At 42.3% G+C, this 15,032-nt stretch carries 17 protein-coding genes; 9 read left to right on the top strand and 8 right to left on the bottom strand.

All coding sequences use genetic code 11. The features are described from left to right. Nucleotides 1-76: 76 nt before the first annotated feature. The 3 genes from DNL43_RS02215 (at nucleotide 77) to DNL43_RS02205 (ending at nucleotide 2,558) form a co-directional block, all read left to right on the top strand. Complete coding sequence (locus DNL43_RS02215) at nucleotides 77-763, top strand: SGNH/GDSL hydrolase family protein (protein ID WP_225364690.1); 687 nt, start codon at nucleotides 77-79, stop codon at nucleotides 761-763. A 160-nt stretch (nucleotides 764-923) separates the two neighbouring features. Continuing rightward, complete coding sequence (locus tag DNL43_RS02210; protein ID WP_056981462.1) at nucleotides 924-1,718, top strand: alpha/beta hydrolase; 795 nt, start codon at nucleotides 924-926, stop codon at nucleotides 1,716-1,718. A gap of 66 nt (nucleotides 1,719-1,784) precedes the next feature. Beyond that, the gene (locus DNL43_RS02205; protein ID WP_056981460.1) at nucleotides 1,785-2,558 is read left to right on the top strand and encodes a CPBP family intramembrane glutamic endopeptidase; all 774 of its coding nucleotides are present in this window, start codon (nucleotides 1,785-1,787) and stop codon (nucleotides 2,556-2,558) included. A 55-nt stretch (nucleotides 2,559-2,613) separates the two neighbouring features. Here the strand turns inward: DNL43_RS02205 and DNL43_RS02200 are convergent, their stop codons facing one another. After that, nucleotides 2,614-3,441: a matrixin family metalloprotease gene (locus DNL43_RS02200; RefSeq protein ID WP_056981458.1), complete on the bottom strand. Its 828-nt coding sequence runs from the start codon at nucleotides 3,439-3,441 to the stop codon at nucleotides 2,614-2,616. A 116-nt stretch (nucleotides 3,442-3,557) separates the two neighbouring features. Next, on the bottom strand, nucleotides 3,558-4,052 hold the full coding sequence (locus DNL43_RS02195) for a GNAT family N-acetyltransferase (protein ID WP_056981456.1): 495 nt from the start codon (nucleotides 4,050-4,052) through the stop codon (nucleotides 3,558-3,560). 91 nt (nucleotides 4,053-4,143) lie between these two features. Here DNL43_RS02195 and DNL43_RS02190 point away from each other — a divergent pair, with 91 nt between their 5' ends. Continuing rightward, the gene (locus tag DNL43_RS02190; protein ID WP_056981454.1) at nucleotides 4,144-5,601 is read left to right on the top strand and encodes an MFS transporter; all 1,458 of its coding nucleotides are present in this window, start codon (nucleotides 4,144-4,146) and stop codon (nucleotides 5,599-5,601) included. 26 nt (nucleotides 5,602-5,627) lie between these two features. On the opposite strand, the gene DNL43_RS02185 is transcribed toward DNL43_RS02190, so the two are convergent. Further along, nucleotides 5,628-6,614, bottom strand: coding sequence for an IS30 family transposase (locus DNL43_RS02185; RefSeq protein ID WP_109249238.1), 987 nt, complete (start codon nucleotides 6,612-6,614; stop codon nucleotides 5,628-5,630). A gap of 151 nt (nucleotides 6,615-6,765) precedes the next feature. Next, nucleotides 6,766-7,116: a hypothetical protein gene (locus DNL43_RS02180; RefSeq protein ID WP_095345000.1), complete on the bottom strand. Its 351-nt coding sequence runs from the start codon at nucleotides 7,114-7,116 to the stop codon at nucleotides 6,766-6,768. 336 nt (nucleotides 7,117-7,452) lie between these two features. Here DNL43_RS02180 and DNL43_RS02175 point away from each other — a divergent pair, with 336 nt between their 5' ends. Next, entirely contained in the window at nucleotides 7,453-7,905 is a 453-nt protein-coding gene (locus DNL43_RS02175) for an NUDIX hydrolase (protein ID WP_095344999.1), read from the top strand. Between the two features lie 97 nt (nucleotides 7,906-8,002). Continuing rightward, nucleotides 8,003-8,560 carry a hypothetical protein gene (locus DNL43_RS02170; protein ID WP_095345003.1) on the top strand — a complete coding sequence of 186 codons (558 nt, stop codon included), beginning with the start codon at nucleotides 8,003-8,005 and terminating at the stop codon, nucleotides 8,558-8,560. A 68-nt stretch (nucleotides 8,561-8,628) separates the two neighbouring features. On the opposite strand, the gene DNL43_RS02165 is transcribed toward DNL43_RS02170, so the two are convergent. Further along, entirely contained in the window at nucleotides 8,629-9,801 is a 1,173-nt protein-coding gene (locus DNL43_RS02165; RefSeq protein ID WP_095344998.1) for a MalY/PatB family protein, read from the bottom strand. Next, on the bottom strand, nucleotides 9,801-10,667 hold the full coding sequence (locus DNL43_RS02160; protein WP_095344997.1) for a DUF3737 family protein: 867 nt from the start codon (nucleotides 10,665-10,667) through the stop codon (nucleotides 9,801-9,803). Before DNL43_RS02160 ends, DNL43_RS02165 begins: the two co-directional genes overlap by 1 nt. A 211-nt stretch (nucleotides 10,668-10,878) precedes the next feature. Between DNL43_RS02160 and DNL43_RS02155 the strand changes: the two genes are divergently transcribed. The 3 genes from DNL43_RS02155 (at nucleotide 10,879) to DNL43_RS02145 (ending at nucleotide 13,121) form a co-directional block, all read left to right on the top strand. Beyond that, the gene (locus DNL43_RS02155; RefSeq protein WP_095344996.1) at nucleotides 10,879-11,121 is read left to right on the top strand and encodes a hypothetical protein; all 243 of its coding nucleotides are present in this window, start codon (nucleotides 10,879-10,881) and stop codon (nucleotides 11,119-11,121) included. 203 nt (nucleotides 11,122-11,324) lie between these two features. Next, nucleotides 11,325-12,296, top strand: a complete 972-nt coding sequence (locus tag DNL43_RS02150) for an alcohol dehydrogenase catalytic domain-containing protein (RefSeq protein WP_095344995.1) — start codon at nucleotides 11,325-11,327, stop codon at nucleotides 12,294-12,296. A 90-nt stretch (nucleotides 12,297-12,386) separates the two neighbouring features. After that, complete coding sequence (locus tag DNL43_RS02145) at nucleotides 12,387-13,121, top strand: glucose 1-dehydrogenase (protein ID WP_095344994.1); 735 nt, start codon at nucleotides 12,387-12,389, stop codon at nucleotides 13,119-13,121. 287 nt (nucleotides 13,122-13,408) lie between these two features. Here DNL43_RS02145 and DNL43_RS02140 read toward each other — a convergent pair whose 3' ends face one another. Beyond that, nucleotides 13,409-13,666 carry a hypothetical protein gene (locus DNL43_RS02140; RefSeq protein ID WP_225364695.1) on the bottom strand — a complete coding sequence of 86 codons (258 nt, stop codon included), beginning with the start codon at nucleotides 13,664-13,666 and terminating at the stop codon, nucleotides 13,409-13,411. 161 nt (nucleotides 13,667-13,827) lie between these two features. Next, nucleotides 13,828-15,015, bottom strand: coding sequence for a D-alanyl-D-alanine carboxypeptidase family protein (locus DNL43_RS02135; protein WP_095344993.1), 1,188 nt, complete (start codon nucleotides 15,013-15,015; stop codon nucleotides 13,828-13,830). Between the last annotated feature and the right edge of the window lie 17 nt (nucleotides 15,016-15,032).

The following is a 15,032-nucleotide window of genomic DNA, read 5'->3' as shown; positions in this document are numbered from 1 at the left end:
AGGGCGACAATGATGGGACATTTCCCTGACATTGTCGCCCTGTCGTTGTCATCAATCAAAGATGGAGGAAACAAATTTGACAGAAAATATCTTGAATGGTAAATCTCTATATGCGTTTGGAACCAGTATTGTTAACGGACACCTCGCAAACACAAGCTTCGTTGAAGATATTTGTCAGGCAAATAATATGAAGTATCAAAAGTTCTGTATTAATGGCGCTGCAGCCCGGGTTACCGATCCCAACAATATTGTTGATCAAATTACCAATGCACCGGAAAAAACACCGGACTTTGTTGTGTTCGATTCCATTGCCAATGATGCGTATGCGGAAGTTGTCGACGATCCCGAAAAGCTGGGCAAAATCACGTACGGATACCAGGATGATCTGGATTCCAAAACGTATTGCGGCGCTCTGGAAACAATCTGCAAAATGTTGGAAACCAAATATCAGGGTGCCAAGCTGCTTTACGTAGCGACCCACAAAACACCAGCCCGAGATCTGCGAGTTCAAAATGTGATGCACGACATTTCACTGAAAATTGTTCATAAATGGTCAATTAAGGTGGCTGATTTGTATACTGAAGGGAATTTCAATGGCTTTTTGCCCCAATACCAACATGATTATTCATATGATCAAGTTGATCAAAATGGTGGCAATCACTCGGTTGGCGGGACTGGAACCCATCCCAACGCAGACGGCTATCGATTGTTTTACGATCCGATGATCACCCAGGCACTGATTTCATTAGCATCCAAATCATAAAAATCGGTTTCCAAAAATAAGTCGGATAAATAAAAATAACGGTTATGTCAATGCTTCTGTTATGGGGATGACTTACCGAAGTCGAATTGATTGACCTTTATATTTTCCGGGTAGATACTCTGGGTGAATTGATAATTCATCAGTTTTGAGGAGGATTTACATGACTAATTTAGTGATCAAAAAAGACGTTGAATACGATTCTGTCAATCATCAATTAACTGATATTTATTATGATGCTGAAAAAGCTCAGAGCAAAGGTGCCATCATTGATATCCACGGTGGCGGCTGGTTCCGGGGAAATAAATCCAAAGACGAAGATTCTTCAATCGGATTTGTAAAAGCCGGCTATCTGGTCGTTACCCCGGCATATCGGATAACACCCAAAGCCTTTTATCCCGCTCCTTTGGCCGATATGGATAACCTGTTTGAATGGCTGAAGAAATCCGACTTACCATTTAATCACGATCATATTGGCGCGTTTGGTTCGTCTGCCGGTGGAAATATGACCGTTGAACTGGCAATCAAATATGGCATTCCAATCGTTTCACTTTCAGGTATTTTGGATATTGATAAATGGTTGGGGTCTCATGAAGATGTGGTTGCTGCCGAAGGTGACACCAGTGGTTTTAATTCAACAGCCAGTGCCAATATTAACCAGACCGGTGCCAATGATCCGTTTTATAAATGGTTTGTTACCAACTACTTCAATGGACGCACCGACCAGTATGAACAGGCAACCCCGGTTCATCGGGTAAATGACAAGACCGGTCAGATGTATCTGGCAAATTCACTGAACGAGTTCGTTCCGACCAGTGGGGTACTGGATATGGCTCAAGCTTTAACCGCTCATCAAATTCCTTATCGGACCCGAATGTTGGCGGGCAGCCGTCATGCCAAGGGCTATTTGAATGATGTCTGGGATGACGTCGTGGGATTCTTTGACCAAACTTTATAATGTGTTAAACTTAAATGGTCGGATGTTTTCCGACCATTTTTACATAATGAAACGGGGTTACAATGAATGATTAAAAATAAAATATCATGGGTAAAAGAATTCTTGTTGGCAGCACTCTTCATTGTTCTGCTGATGGGAGTTGACTTTTCCGTGAAGGGGACTGGTCCGCTAATGCGTGGCGGTACCCGTTTGGTGTTTGGAATTGTCGTTGCCGGTATTATTTACTATGTGTTGGGAACGACCAAGATCTTCCCGCATCGAATTCAACTGGGAACCTTTTCCAAAATATGGGGATTCATCTTTGGCATTTGCTTGGGTGGCTTGTTGCTTTTAGTGATTATTCTTACCCGAACAACGTTGATGGCGCATTCCAAAACGTTCATTGCCGACACCATGATGGCTTTATCGGCAGGGATCTTCGAAGAGTTTTTATGCCGGGGACTTTTATTTTCGGCCTTTCTTTCAGCTTTTAATCAAGCTAAATACAAATTCACAGAGGCTGCATTGGCATCCGGCATTTTCTTTGGTCTGTTTCACTTTATGAATTTAATTTCCGGCCAGGGAATTGTTCAAACTCTGCAGCAGGCAACGTATGCGTTTGTGATTGGAACAATTTTTGTTTCAATCCGTTTGACCACAAATACATTGCTGTGGGTGGTCCTCATTCATGCGATGATTGATTGGCAGGCCGGCATCTCGGTTACCCATACCGCGAGTGCAATTGCCCCTTGGCCGACATTTTCAGCCGTTTGGGGAACGTTACTCGTGATTTCAGTTATTTTCCTGATATCCTTTGATGGCAGTTTTAATCATCAAAAGGTGTCGATAAGTGAGAAATAAAAAAAGACAATCGGAATTGTATTCCGGTCGTCTTTTTTGGTTTGATTATTTTATTTTACCAGTATCCCAGGATCCGGGTGAGCTTAGCCCGGTTAATGTCTCGAGATGATAATTTGTCTGTGAAGATTGCGTAGCTGTCATCGACAACTTTTGTTGAATGCCACGAATACTTGGCGTCACCGCTCTTGGTACCGGAGTCGGCTTCCATAATATCGTTGGAATAAGGGGTGTGGTCAAGACTTAAGCTGTGACCCAGTTCATGAGTGATCACTGATTTCCAATAAGTGTCATAGACTGACTTGTATGCGGCACTATTTGGCTGATCACCCGATGGTAACGATTTGCCGGTAATGGCTTTATAAACAGCCGGTAAGTAATTGGCATTATCGAAGAAGTTATAGTTAATATACAGCTTGCTGGTGATGTAGTAGCCATCCCAGCTGCCGTCACCGGTTCCGGCATTCTTAAAGCCGACCGTCATTGTGTGGTGAGCCTTTGTTCCCACTTTAAATGCCTTAACTTTAAGCGCTTTGTTCCAATTATTCATAGCAGCATACGTATAAGACTTTAATGCCTTATTGGCAACGTAAACGCGGGCAGTGTGCTTTTTAAAGACACCCGGTGCGCTCATTGGCTGGACGTTGTACCAGCGGTCAAATACCTTCCAATATTTATCGTAGATATAGGCCGGGTATTTCCGGACGCTTGCTGTAGGGTTCAAATCAGGTGAACGACGGATTGCCTTGGCAACTGCTTTTCCAGCTACCCGTTTAGTTGATTTGGCATAGGTAATCGGGCTTGATGTCGTGTTTACGGTCAGTGGAACCGTGAGTGCAAAGGAAACACTGGCCAATGCAACGAGAAAGAAACTGCTTTTTTTCATAACGAACCCCCACTTAAAGTTGAATAGAATACAATTCGACTGCATAATATCATTCCCGTATTCGTCGTTCAAGTAATCACGTTTAAAAATTCCCCGTCTTAAGGAAGCCTTACAAATTACTCTAGCGGCAGAACCATATTGAACCAGGTCTCATCTGCATGACTGGAATTTGAAACGCCCTCGTTGCGATAGCCATTGTGTTCGTAAAAGGGGACCAGATTTTGAAGGCAGGTAAGGGTAATGACGGCTCTTTCCTGTCGTTTGGCGACGTGTGACAATTCTGTCAGTAACCGGCTGCCGATTCCCGAATGCTGAAAGTCGGGGTGAACTGCCAAGCTTAAAACGGCTTGGTATTTGTCGTCAGGGTTATTTGGATGGGCGTGCGCATATAATTCATCGGTTAAATAACGGTGGTTAAATGCCGGCCCGACAACGTAACCCAAAATTTTGCCGGCATCATTTTTGGCAACAATAAACGTATCCGGGTAGGCGCTGATGCGTTCTTGCATTGCGTCTGTGGTTGCAGCTTCGGCCGGTGAAAAGCCGGCATTTTCTATTTTCATAATATCCAGAAGTTCATCTGGACGCGCTGGTTCATAATGTAAATCCAATTTTGACCTCCGTTGGCTTGTGGTATCATTTTATTGTGTCCACTTTTTTAATAAATAATCATTATCATAGCACGATTGGAGATATGAAATAATGCATCAATCAAAATTAGGTCATAATCAACGATGGATTATTATGACCGCGGTCTTTATTGCCACGTTTATGACATCGGTTGAAGTGACGATCGTGACGACTGCCTTGCCGTCGATCATCAGTGAGTTACATGGTCTGGCCTATCAAAGCTGGATTATGAGCGCCTATCTGTTAACAACGGCGATTACCACCCCAATTTATGGTAAGTTGGCTGACACGTTGGGACGCCGCAACGTGTTTCAATGGGGTGTGGTTGTCTTTACCATCGGTTCATTGCTCAGCGGTCTGTCGCCTTCGATTCTTTTCTTGATTATTGCTCGGGCAATTCAAGGAATTGGTGCCGGAGCGGTGATGCCACTCACATTTACGATTATTGCCGACATTTTCAGCTTTAAAGAGCGGGCAAACGTCTTAGCGTTCAACAATACCGCGTGGGGGTTATCCGCGTTGGTAGGGCCGCTGATTGGCGGATTTTTGGTGGATCACCTGTCCTGGCACTGGGTATTCTTTGTCAACGTGCCGCTGGGAATTATCGTGGCATTGTTAGTTTGGTTCGGTTATCAGGAAAATGTTCAGCTGAGTTCTCAATTGACCATTGATTGGTTGGGAATCATTTGGCTGGCAATTTCACTGGTTGCCTTGTTGTTAGGTATTCAGGCGCTTGATACAATTCCGGTGTTGGGCGCGGTTCTGCTTGTTATTGCGTTATTGTCTGGGATCATGTTGTTCCGTCGGGAAAAGCGTTTTTCAGATCCATTAATTTCTCCGGCAATGTTTAAGTCGAGAACGTTCACAATACAAATCCTGACAGCGACAATTTTAAGTGGGGTCTTAATCGGCTACCAGATGTATTTCCCAATTTGGCTTCAATCGTTATACCGGGTCTCGGCAACTACTGCCGGCTTGGTTGTGACATCCAGTTCCATTATGTGGCTGGTTGCGTCCTTCTTTGTTGGCAGGCTCATCAGTCGTTTTGTGCCCAAACAAATTGCCTCAGTTTTGATCGGCATTATGCTCCTCAGCTATTTATCGCTGATTTTTGCAAGCCACGCATTTCCCGTTTGGGCGTTTTACGTCATTGCCATGATTAATGGAATGGGAATGGGGATTATCATCAGTATGAATACCGTTTTGAGTCAGCATTTGGTTCCCAATCAAATGGTCGGCTCTGCCACCTCGGTACTGACTCTTGGCCGTTCGTTGGGCCAAACAGTCATGGCCGGTGTATACGGGGCAATTTTAAATTTGGTCATCCGCATGCAATTGCACGGCGGCATCAGTTTCTCACAAGTCAACAGTGTGATTAGTTCAAAAGGGGCTGCCGTTGTGGCCAATCGTTCCCTAATTGCTCCAATCATCCTCACAGCCCTTCACATGGTCTTTGTTGGGGTGGTGGCAATGCTGATTGTTGTTTTATTGATTAATATTTTGGATCCCAACCGAAAAGTGATTAAGTAACAAAAAATGAATTTTCCGGCGAATTGTCAAACTAAGTGCAACGGTTTGTCAAAAAATACTTCATATGGGGTTTCATAGTTTAACACTTTGCGAGGACGTTGATTTAACTGCTTTTGGCAGTGTTCAACGTCCTGTTCTGTATAATTATCAATATCTGTTCGCTTGGGAAAATATTCCCGGATTAATCCATTTGTATTCTCATTTGTTCCACGCTGTTCAGGCGAATATGGATCGGGCCAATAGACAGTAACACCTAACCTTTCGCTGATTTCATCAAGATGAAGAAATTCGGTCCCATGATCTGGTGTAATAGAATGAACAAATTCTTTAGGAATGTCCCCTAACAGTTCAACTAAGCCTTTATTTATCTCCTGCGAGTCCTTTTGCACAACCTTTTTGATAAGCGTAAGCCGACTAAGCCGATCGACAACCGTTAAAAGGATGGAGTGACCCGTTCGACCAATCACAGTATCAATTTCCCAGTCACCTATACGTTGACGCTGGTTGATAAAACCAGGGCGCTCATGGATCGAGATATAGTCGGTCTGTACTTCTCGATGTCGTCTAGTATTCTTTGAATGCCGAGTCCGATGTTTATGTCTGAGATGGCGCTGAATACCGGTATCACCACGTGAGGAGTACTTCTCACCTAAATTGTGTTGATAGATATGACGGTAAATTGTGTTGTAGCTAACACACCATTGATGTTCCTTATTAAAGCGAGCGGTAATCTGCTCTGGTGACCAGTGCAGATCTAAGATGTAATGAACAATTTGACGACGTAATTGTGGATGGCTGTCTAATAGTCGCTTCTTGTGACAATTCTGCCGCTTTTGATGATAGTCATTATCTGCTTTGCTTGGGGAATAATTACCTGCACAACGTTTTAACTCCCGTGAAATAGTGCTTGGATTTCGCCCCAGCCGTAACGCAACAGCCCGGATAGATAACCCCTTAGCTCGTAAAAACATAAGTATTTCACGTTCTTTTATAGTAAGATGTTTATAGCTCATACCGGATACCTCGAATTGTTTGATTTGGTCGTTAAACAGATTCTACCCGGTATGGGTTTATTTTTTTACTTTGTGTTGCATTTCAATTGTAAATTCGCCCCACAAAAAAAGAACTTTGGCAATAAATGCCAAAGCTCTTTTTTAAGTTAAATTACTTTTTTGAGTCAGGGACACCGGCAACTGTCTGGAAGACATCTGCAAGTGAAGTATGCATGTCGGCAAACTTCTTGTGCAGAATCAACTGACGGAATTCCTCAATTGAGATGGTCTCAACATCCCTAACTGGAACGGTTGGGGCATCTGAACTAAAGGTTGGGTTAACAGAACTCAATAATGTGATAACCAAGCCCTTCTTACTGTTCAATGTAACTGTGTAGTTTTCGTAGTATGAACGAGTTTCATAGTTACCAGTTAATTGCTTGTGATCCTTGAAATAGTTGTTAATAAAAGTATTAAATGCTGTTTCTGATTTTAATGATTCTTTCCAATCTGTTTCTGCCATTGTAAATCTTCCTTTCGTGTATCAAATGTTAATTTATACTCGTAAGGATTCAGAAACTAACATATTAGAATCTTATTTCTTCCCCTTACTGCAATTTTCAATTCTAAACACTTTCGAAATTAATACAAGTGAAAACATCCATGAAAACGTTGACATTACTGGATTTGTTTAAACTTTTTTTATGAAAATGCTATCATTTTCGAAAAAGTATCGAATCCATTAAAATAGTCACTAGTATGTTAGTGTTAACTATTTTTACCCCTATTGGAATTCAGCTGGATTGATCGATTGATTTGTAAGATAATATCGATAACAATATATGAAAGTGGTGATTTGATGGCAACCGGATACATTGGTGAAATTCGAAAGTTGGTTGGCCACATGCCGTTGATATTAAATACGGCGGGTGGAATTCTGGTTAATGATCAGCATCAGGTGTTATTGAATTTGCGAACCGACACTCACAATTGGAGCTTACCAGGTGGGTATATGGAATTTGGTGAAACCTTCGCTCAGACTTGCATTCGAGAATTTAAAGAAGACAGCGGATTGGATGTCGAAATTGTGGAGCCTCTTAAGTTGTTTGATCAGGGCATCTTTAGCTATCCAAATGGCGATAAGGTTCAGACGATTAATCAGCTGTACCTGGTAAGACCAGTCGGTGGTAAGCTGCTTTCTTCAGCGACAGACGAAACGCTCCAACTTGATTATTTCGACTTTGATCATTTGCCGCCATTACTCAACCAACAAACGGAAGATATGTTGGCTTTTGCAAGGGATCATGTTTGATTAAACAGCATTTTTCAATCAAACTAGGTTGTACACAACCTAAAATCGTGCTATATTAACTTTGGACGATGAATTTAGTCCAAGGGGAGCGGTAATGATGACAAAAACTTATAAAGCAGAAATTACTTCATTAAATGGCGAAAAGATTGGTACTCATCCAACTGGAGAGGCGACCTTTACGGTGGCTGGCGATACTTTGACCGTTGAAATTACGATGGATCATACTTCACCAAACACTCAGCACTGGATGCATTTCCATGGATTCCCGGACGGCAAGGATGCTCAACCCGCAACCATTGCTCAAGACACCAATCATGATGGCTACGTTGACCTTCCTGAAACTGAACCGGTTTCGGGAACCACAATGGTGCCGTTCAATGACAAACCTGAAAAGATGGATATCCCAACCGATACCTATCCAACGTCTGATGCAAACGGACATTTCCACTACAAGAAGGAAGTTCCACTATCAGAGATTAGTCAAAAGTTTAAAGAAGTTTTCAACGATGATGATTTACATCTTGAAAAACGAGTGATTTACATCCATGGCGTTCCAGATTCAATGGAACTCCCTGATACGATTCAAGGTGCGGTTGGCAAGTACGATCAACATACGACTTTGCCAATTGCAGTGGGTAAGATTGTCGAAGAATAAAAATGGGTCAATAAAAAGGCTGGAACAAAAGTAAAAACTTTGTTCCAGCCCTTTTTTGACGAAAATCCTTATTTACTTTGCTTAAACTGTTCAATGCCATTTTTCAAACGATTCAGGCCATCGTCAATCATGGAAGCTGGACTGGCAATGTTCATTCTTAGGAAGTGGTTGCCATCACCGCCATAAACCGTTCCGGCGGAAACATACAAGCCGGTTTGGCTTCTGATAAATGATTCCAATTTGGCAGAGTCGTCAGTTAGTTGGCTAACGTCGATCCAGACCAGGTAGGTCGCGGTTGAAGGCACAACCGTTACGTCTGGAATGTTCTTTTGGCAGAAGTCGACGACTGTCTGGTAATTGGCTCTGATATGTTGTCTCAGTTTGTGAACCCACTGACCGGCTTTTGTATAAGCGGCAATCGTGCCGGGAATTGCCAGCAAATTGGGTTCACCGAGTTCATCGGTGTTAATCCCACGGTTGACTTTATCTCGGAGTACCTGGTTGGGGATGATGACTGTGGCGGCATGCAACGCGGCCACGTTAAAAGTCTTACTTGGAGAAACACAAACGATAACGTTTTGAATTAAATCATCCGGCAGAGAGAACATTGGGGTGTAGTCGTCGCCTTGAAAGACAAGGTCACCATGAATTTCATCGGATAACAGGGTGACACTGTGTTTGATACACAGCTGATTGATTTTAATTAATTCGTCCCGACTCCAAACTTTGCCAATTGGATTGTGGGGATTGCACAAAATCATCATCGTCGTCAGCGGTTCGGCCAGCTTGCGTTCCAAATCGGCAAAATCGATGTGATATTGGTGATTATTTGGATCATAAACTAAATCGCTGGACAGCACATGGCGGCCGTTATTAACGATTGAATTGTAAAAAATGTTGTAGACCGGTGCTTGAACCAGGACGTTATCACCCACATTTGAGACTCTTCGAACGGATGATGAAATGGTTGGCACCACACCCGTCGATAAGAACATCCACTCTTTTTTCGGAGTGGCGTGATGTTCTTTGGTGTACCAGTCGATGACGGCTTGGAAATAATCATCGTGAGGTTCTTCATAGCCGAAAATGCCGAAGTCAATTTTTTGTCGCATGGCGTCACGAATCTCAGGAGCGACCTTGAAGTCCATGTCGGCGACCCACATTGGCAGTTCGTTTGGCTTAACGTCCCACTTAACCGAGTCAGTGTTTCTGCGGGGAATCATTGAAGTAAAGTCGTACATTATGCACTCTCCTTTTTGGTTATTTTGACGTCAGTTGTAATCGTCGTTTTACTAGGATCAATTTTGGTTGGATCAAGAATTAAATAGCTGATGGAGTGGGCCTGAATGGTACCGCTGATTGGATTTTTGACGCTCATAATGTTTGAGTTAATTTCGGCATCAATGTTTGAACAATATTCAAAAGCCAAATCCGTTCTCAGCAGGCGGCAATTGCGCATGGTTAAATGGTCAATGTAGCAAAGTCCCTGATCACTTTCAATGGTGCAGTTGATAAACGTGATGTTTTGCGTGTTCCAGGCCAGGTATTCGCCATTGATCGTGGAATCATAGATTTTGACATTTTCACAGTTCCAAAAGGCGTCTTTTGAGACCAACGTGGAGTTATGGACTTCAACGTTTTTGGCACCGTCAAAGACGTAGTTGCCAATTAAATTCAAATGATCGACATAAATGTTTTCACTGTTCATGCCAAAATAATCGCCATTGGCTTGAACGTTGTTGATTTTAATGTTTTTACAGTTCCATAGGGTTTCTTTTGCGTCGGAGAAATGATCGTGATTCAGTGTAATTTCACTGCTGCGGCGAAAAATTTTGGGCGCCTGAATCGCACTGTCGTTAATTTCAATGTTATGGGTGTACCAAATACCAGAGCGGGCCATTGTTTCCAGGATTGAGTGGTCGACTTTGACGTTTCGGCTGTACCACAGTGGGTATTTGTAAGTAAAGATTGAATCGGTCAGATGGATGTTGCGGCTTTCCTTGAGGGGAGATTCACCTGTGCCAAAAGTGGTGCCTTGGATGTCAGCGTTTGTTTCGGCAAACAGTGGCCGTTCGCCGTCAAAATATTGATTTGTGTATTTTTTCATTGTGGCTCCTTAGTGTTAAAAGTTATTTGTTTTCTGAAAGTATCTTATTTTTAGTATACTCGTTTCAGAAAAAACCGTTCCTGTATTTTTTCGAACAATCATACTATAAACGTTAAAGTGGACTCTAAGTCAAGCCTTATCCGGAGAAATCCGGTAGTTATATTAATCAGTCACCGTAACCACTGCTATAATATAAGTGGAGGTGCGGAATATGACAACAATTTATGTTGACCCAACAAAGAAGAAAGAACAAATCGTCAAGCTGTCCGATGGAACATTTGGATTGATGAAAGCTGAAAAGAAAAAGTCCGGTATTGGTTACGAATTTGAATTTACCAGCCACATGCACCCAAGTTTTGAGGTACCAAATGCCCCTGTAAATGGTGATGAAGAAACTGTTCATTCCATTGATGGAGAGCAAAAGTTTAAGATTCAATGGTTAAGCAAGTCATAGGTTTGTATATTACCGCAATTTGTTTTGAGAGAATATACAAGAACGTGAACCTTAATGAATTGAATTATTTGGATCCTATATTGCACGCAATCAGACATTACCTGATTGGGTGCTTTTTTAATAAGTGTTGAATCCCATCTTTATATCACTTCCGTCTTATAATTAGAGTGTTGAGAATAGTTGATAAGATCGGAGGAGTTACTATGCAGGCAGCTTATATTAATAAAAATGGTGATGCCCAAAAGATCGTGATTGGGGAATTACCAAAACCGATTGTTTCGTCAAATGAAGTTTTGATTAAAGTCAACGCTGTGTCGGTCAACCATGTCGATACCTTTGTCCGATCAGGCTCGTTTAAAACCGAAACCAACTTTCCGTTTGTGATTGGCAGGGATGCCGTCGGTCAAGTTGTGGAAGTCGGCAAAGACGTCACCGGTTTTTCAAAGGGCAACTGGGTTTGGACCAATAGTATGGGCTACGCCGGCCGTCAGGGAGTCACAAGTGAATATGCAGCCATTCCCGCCGAGCGCTTATTCCACGTTCCAGAAAACGTTGAGCCAACCCAGTTGGTCGCTTCAGTCCATTCTTCGGCAACCGCTGCAATTGTGTTAACAAATGTCTTTTCTGCGGTCTCCGGTTCTTCAATTTTAATTGAAGGTGCGGCTGGTCACGTCGGTACGAAGTTTGTCCAAATGGCTCACATAATGGGCTTGAAGGTGGTGACAACCTCAAACACCAAAGACTTTGATCTCTTGGATCGGCTTGGCAGCGATGAGCAGCTGGATTATGAAAAATCATTAAAGAAGCAGTTTCGGAAATCACCGATTAGTAAGGTCGATTATGTCGTTGATACCTCTGGGAAGGTTTCGCTGGCTGATAATTTGGCAGTCCTGAAGCCAAACGGCCATGTATGCCTCATCACCGCGCCGAAGAGTAATCAGTTCAAATTTGATGTCCAGAAGTTTTATACTCAGTCGCAAACGATTAATGGTTTTGTTATCAGCAATGCACCGCTTGGCCAGATCAGACAAGCCGCAAAGTTTATTAACCGGTTAATGGCCGATGGGTATTTGCTTGAAGATGGCGTTCTGGAGAAATCCTATAAGGACGCAGCCTGGGCACACGAAAAGTTAGAGAAAAACGCAAAGAAGAAAAAGATTTTACTCAAATTCTGATGAGCATTAAGTTTAAATATTCTAAACGAATCCGTTATACTGTAGTTGTAGTCAGTAAACGTTTTCAGTTTTCGATAGGAGGACTAACTCATGGGAAAATTAGATAACAAAGTTGCGATTATCACTGGTGCGTCACAAGGTATGGGTGCAAGCCATGCCAAGCTTTTCGTTAAGGAAGGCGCCAAGGTTGCAATTACTGATATCAACGAAGAAAAAGGGAATGCACTTGCAGATGAATTAGGCGATAACGTCATCTTTATCAAGCAGGATGTTTCCAACGAAGACGACTGGAAGAAGGTCGTTGACGAAACCGTCAAGAAATTTGGTAAGTTGGACATTTTGGTCAACAATGCCGGTATCAGTATGAACAAATCTCTTGCGGATATTACAATTGATGATTATATGAAGATTTTTAAGATTAACCAACTTTCAGTATTTCTGGGGATGAAATATGCTGCTGAGGCAATGAAGAAAAATGGCAGTGGCAGTATTGTTAACATTTCTTCAATGAATGGATTGGTTGGTGGTGCGATTGGTTACACGGACACCAAGTTTGCGGTTCGTGGGATGACCAAAGCAGCTGCTTTACAGTTGGCTGGATCCCATATCCGAGTCAATTCAGTTCATCCCGGCGTCATTTCAACGCCAATGATTCACCAAGGGGACAGCGAAGAAATCATCAAACAATTTGCAAAGTCCATTCCACTACAAAGAGTTGCCGAACCTGAAGAAGTATCAAAGATGGTGCTTTTCTTGGCATCTGATGATTCAAGTTACTCAACCGGATCAGAATTTGTGATTGATGGTGGACTTACAGCAATGTAATTAAAATCGAATTTAAAGAGAGTGGGACAAAAGGCGCTTTGATCCCAGAATTTAAGAGCCTAAGTCGATTATTCCTGGTTTTGGAATGATTGATTTAGGTTCTTAAATGGCCGGGATCAGCCGATTGTCGCACGTTTTAGCAAAATAATATGAGAATACAAAATAGAGGCTGAGGCAAAAGAATACACTTTTGTCCCAGCCTTTTTTGAACCCTCAGCTTGCAATTAGGATGGCAAAATAAAAAGGACTGCTTGATTATTCAATCAAACCAATCCTTTTTGAAATGATTAACCGTTTAATTTTAAACGCAAGGTATAAATAAACTTGCGGGTCTTCTGTTCTTTGTGTTCATGAACCACTTGACCATGCAATGGTTTAGCGTCTGGCTCAATCTTTTTCAGCTCCAATAACATCTTGGCTTCACCGTCGCCGTTTGCGGCCCGGCGTTCCAATTCAGTCCGGGCAATTCTTGCGACCATTGCCTCTGAAAAGCAACGTGGATGAAGCTTCGTGTACAAATCATAGTTACTTTCGTTTTCCATCATTATGTAAATTCTCCCCAGAATTTTGTTACTTGCAGTATGAAATCACTAACCCTTAGATTATGATTTTTTCTTCAGAATGTCAATTAGAACGTCAAAATAAGCGGCTGGACACAGGTTTAATTGTGCCAGCCGCTTATTTTTTGATTGTTTAACTGAGTTAATTATGCCAAACCTTTGTCGTAAACGTGATTCATCAATGAACGGGTTTCAGTAAACTCGTTAATATCATGAAGAACGACAGTTACAATTCGATCGTGGCCTGATTTACGACCGGTCCCGACGAAGCAGTATCCTGCAGGATCAGTGTAACCAGTCTTTAACCCATCAACTTTTAATGATTTTTGATAGTACTTTCTTCCTGGCAATAAATTGTTGTAGTTGTGCAATGTCTGGCCATCAACTTTCATTGATTTGACGGAAGCATCGGTCAAAATGTCATTGTAATCAACAATAAAGTGACGGGAAATCTTTGCAATATCTGTAGCGGAAACATAGTTGGCATTCTTTGAAGCGCCAATGCTGTAACCGTAAGGCCGCAAACTGTTTTGTTCCATTCCTGAAGCAGAAACAAATGATGCGTGCTTTAATTTCCATTCTTTGGCTTGGTTGTTCATCATGCCAATAAACTTCTTGTTGTAAGCGGGAGTGGATCCACCGGCAACCCATTGGCCAAGGGCAATGGCAGCGTTATTGGAAGATTCAATCAAACCTGCTAAGTACAACTGGCGAACGGTATAAGTATTGTGCTTGAACTTAAAGCCGCCAAATACACTGGAGTTACCTAATCGCTTCAGACCGGCATTGCTGGTTTTCACTTTACTTGACCAGGTTCCTTTGCCTTGATTAATCTTTTGGCGAACCAGATAAAGGGTCATCAATTTGGAAAGTGACGCAATTGGTCGAGCGGTATTCGGATTCTTTGACCAAACAATATTGTTGGTATTAACATCCAAAGCAACCGCCGACTTGGCGTACTTGAGGCCAAATGGTGATTTTCCCGGCTTAAGATATTTATGCCAAACGATGCCGGAAACATTTCCGGATCCGTTTTTAACTTTGTAATACAAGGCTTTTGAGCTGCAGTGTTTCAAAGTCACTTTGGCAGTTGCATACCAGGTTGTGTATGGATAGGTCTTTAAATTAGCGACCTTCTTGGTATGCGAAGCGTTGTAAACAGCCCCCGCAGATGATTTTTTATGGTAAGGCGTTTTTTTGATGCTGGTTTTCGAAACAGTCTTATATGATGAACTGGCGCTTACAGTTGGCGTCTGGCTTCCAAGGCCGACCCCAATTGTAACTGCGGCAGCACAGGTTAATAATACTGTCCGAAATGCTTTAGTAATTTTCATACATAATCTCCTCCTCG

The organism is Lentilactobacillus kefiri (genome assembly GCF_009739535.1).
In the GTDB taxonomy this organism is placed as follows: domain Bacteria; phylum Bacillota; class Bacilli; order Lactobacillales; family Lactobacillaceae; genus Lentilactobacillus; species Lentilactobacillus kefiri.
This window is presented reverse-complemented; position numbering and strand designations above follow the sequence as displayed.

Coding starts and splice junctions, on each gene's coding strand:
- DNL43_RS02210 (WP_056981462.1), top strand. CDS start 924: ATGACTAATTTAGTGATCAAAAAAGACGTTGAATACGATTCTGTCAAT.
- DNL43_RS02205 (WP_056981460.1), top strand. CDS start 1,785: ATGATTAAAAATAAAATATCATGGGTAAAAGAATTCTTGTTGGCAGCA.
- DNL43_RS02200 (WP_056981458.1), bottom strand. CDS start 3,441: ATGAAAAAAAGCAGTTTCTTTCTCGTTGCATTGGCCAGTGTTTCCTTT.
- DNL43_RS02190 (WP_056981454.1), top strand. CDS start 4,144: ATGCATCAATCAAAATTAGGTCATAATCAACGATGGATTATTATGACC.
- DNL43_RS02185 (WP_109249238.1), bottom strand. CDS start 6,614: ATGAGCTATAAACATCTTACTATAAAAGAACGTGAAATACTTATGTTT.
- DNL43_RS02180 (WP_095345000.1), bottom strand. CDS start 7,116: ATGGCAGAAACAGATTGGAAAGAATCATTAAAATCAGAAACAGCATTT.
- DNL43_RS02175 (WP_095344999.1), top strand. CDS start 7,453: ATGGCAACCGGATACATTGGTGAAATTCGAAAGTTGGTTGGCCACATG.
- DNL43_RS02170 (WP_095345003.1), top strand. CDS start 8,003: ATGACAAAAACTTATAAAGCAGAAATTACTTCATTAAATGGCGAAAAG.
- DNL43_RS02165 (WP_095344998.1), bottom strand. CDS start 9,801: ATGTACGACTTTACTTCAATGATTCCCCGCAGAAACACTGACTCGGTT.
- DNL43_RS02160 (WP_095344997.1), bottom strand. CDS start 10,667: ATGAAAAAATACACAAATCAATATTTTGACGGCGAACGGCCACTGTTT.
- DNL43_RS02155 (WP_095344996.1), top strand. CDS start 10,879: ATGACAACAATTTATGTTGACCCAACAAAGAAGAAAGAACAAATCGTC.
- DNL43_RS02150 (WP_095344995.1), top strand. CDS start 11,325: ATGCAGGCAGCTTATATTAATAAAAATGGTGATGCCCAAAAGATCGTG.
- DNL43_RS02145 (WP_095344994.1), top strand. CDS start 12,387: ATGGGAAAATTAGATAACAAAGTTGCGATTATCACTGGTGCGTCACAA.
- DNL43_RS02140 (WP_225364695.1), bottom strand. CDS start 13,666: ATGATGGAAAACGAAAGTAACTATGATTTGTACACGAAGCTTCATCCA.
- DNL43_RS02135 (WP_095344993.1), bottom strand. CDS start 15,015: ATGAAAATTACTAAAGCATTTCGGACAGTATTATTAACCTGTGCTGCC.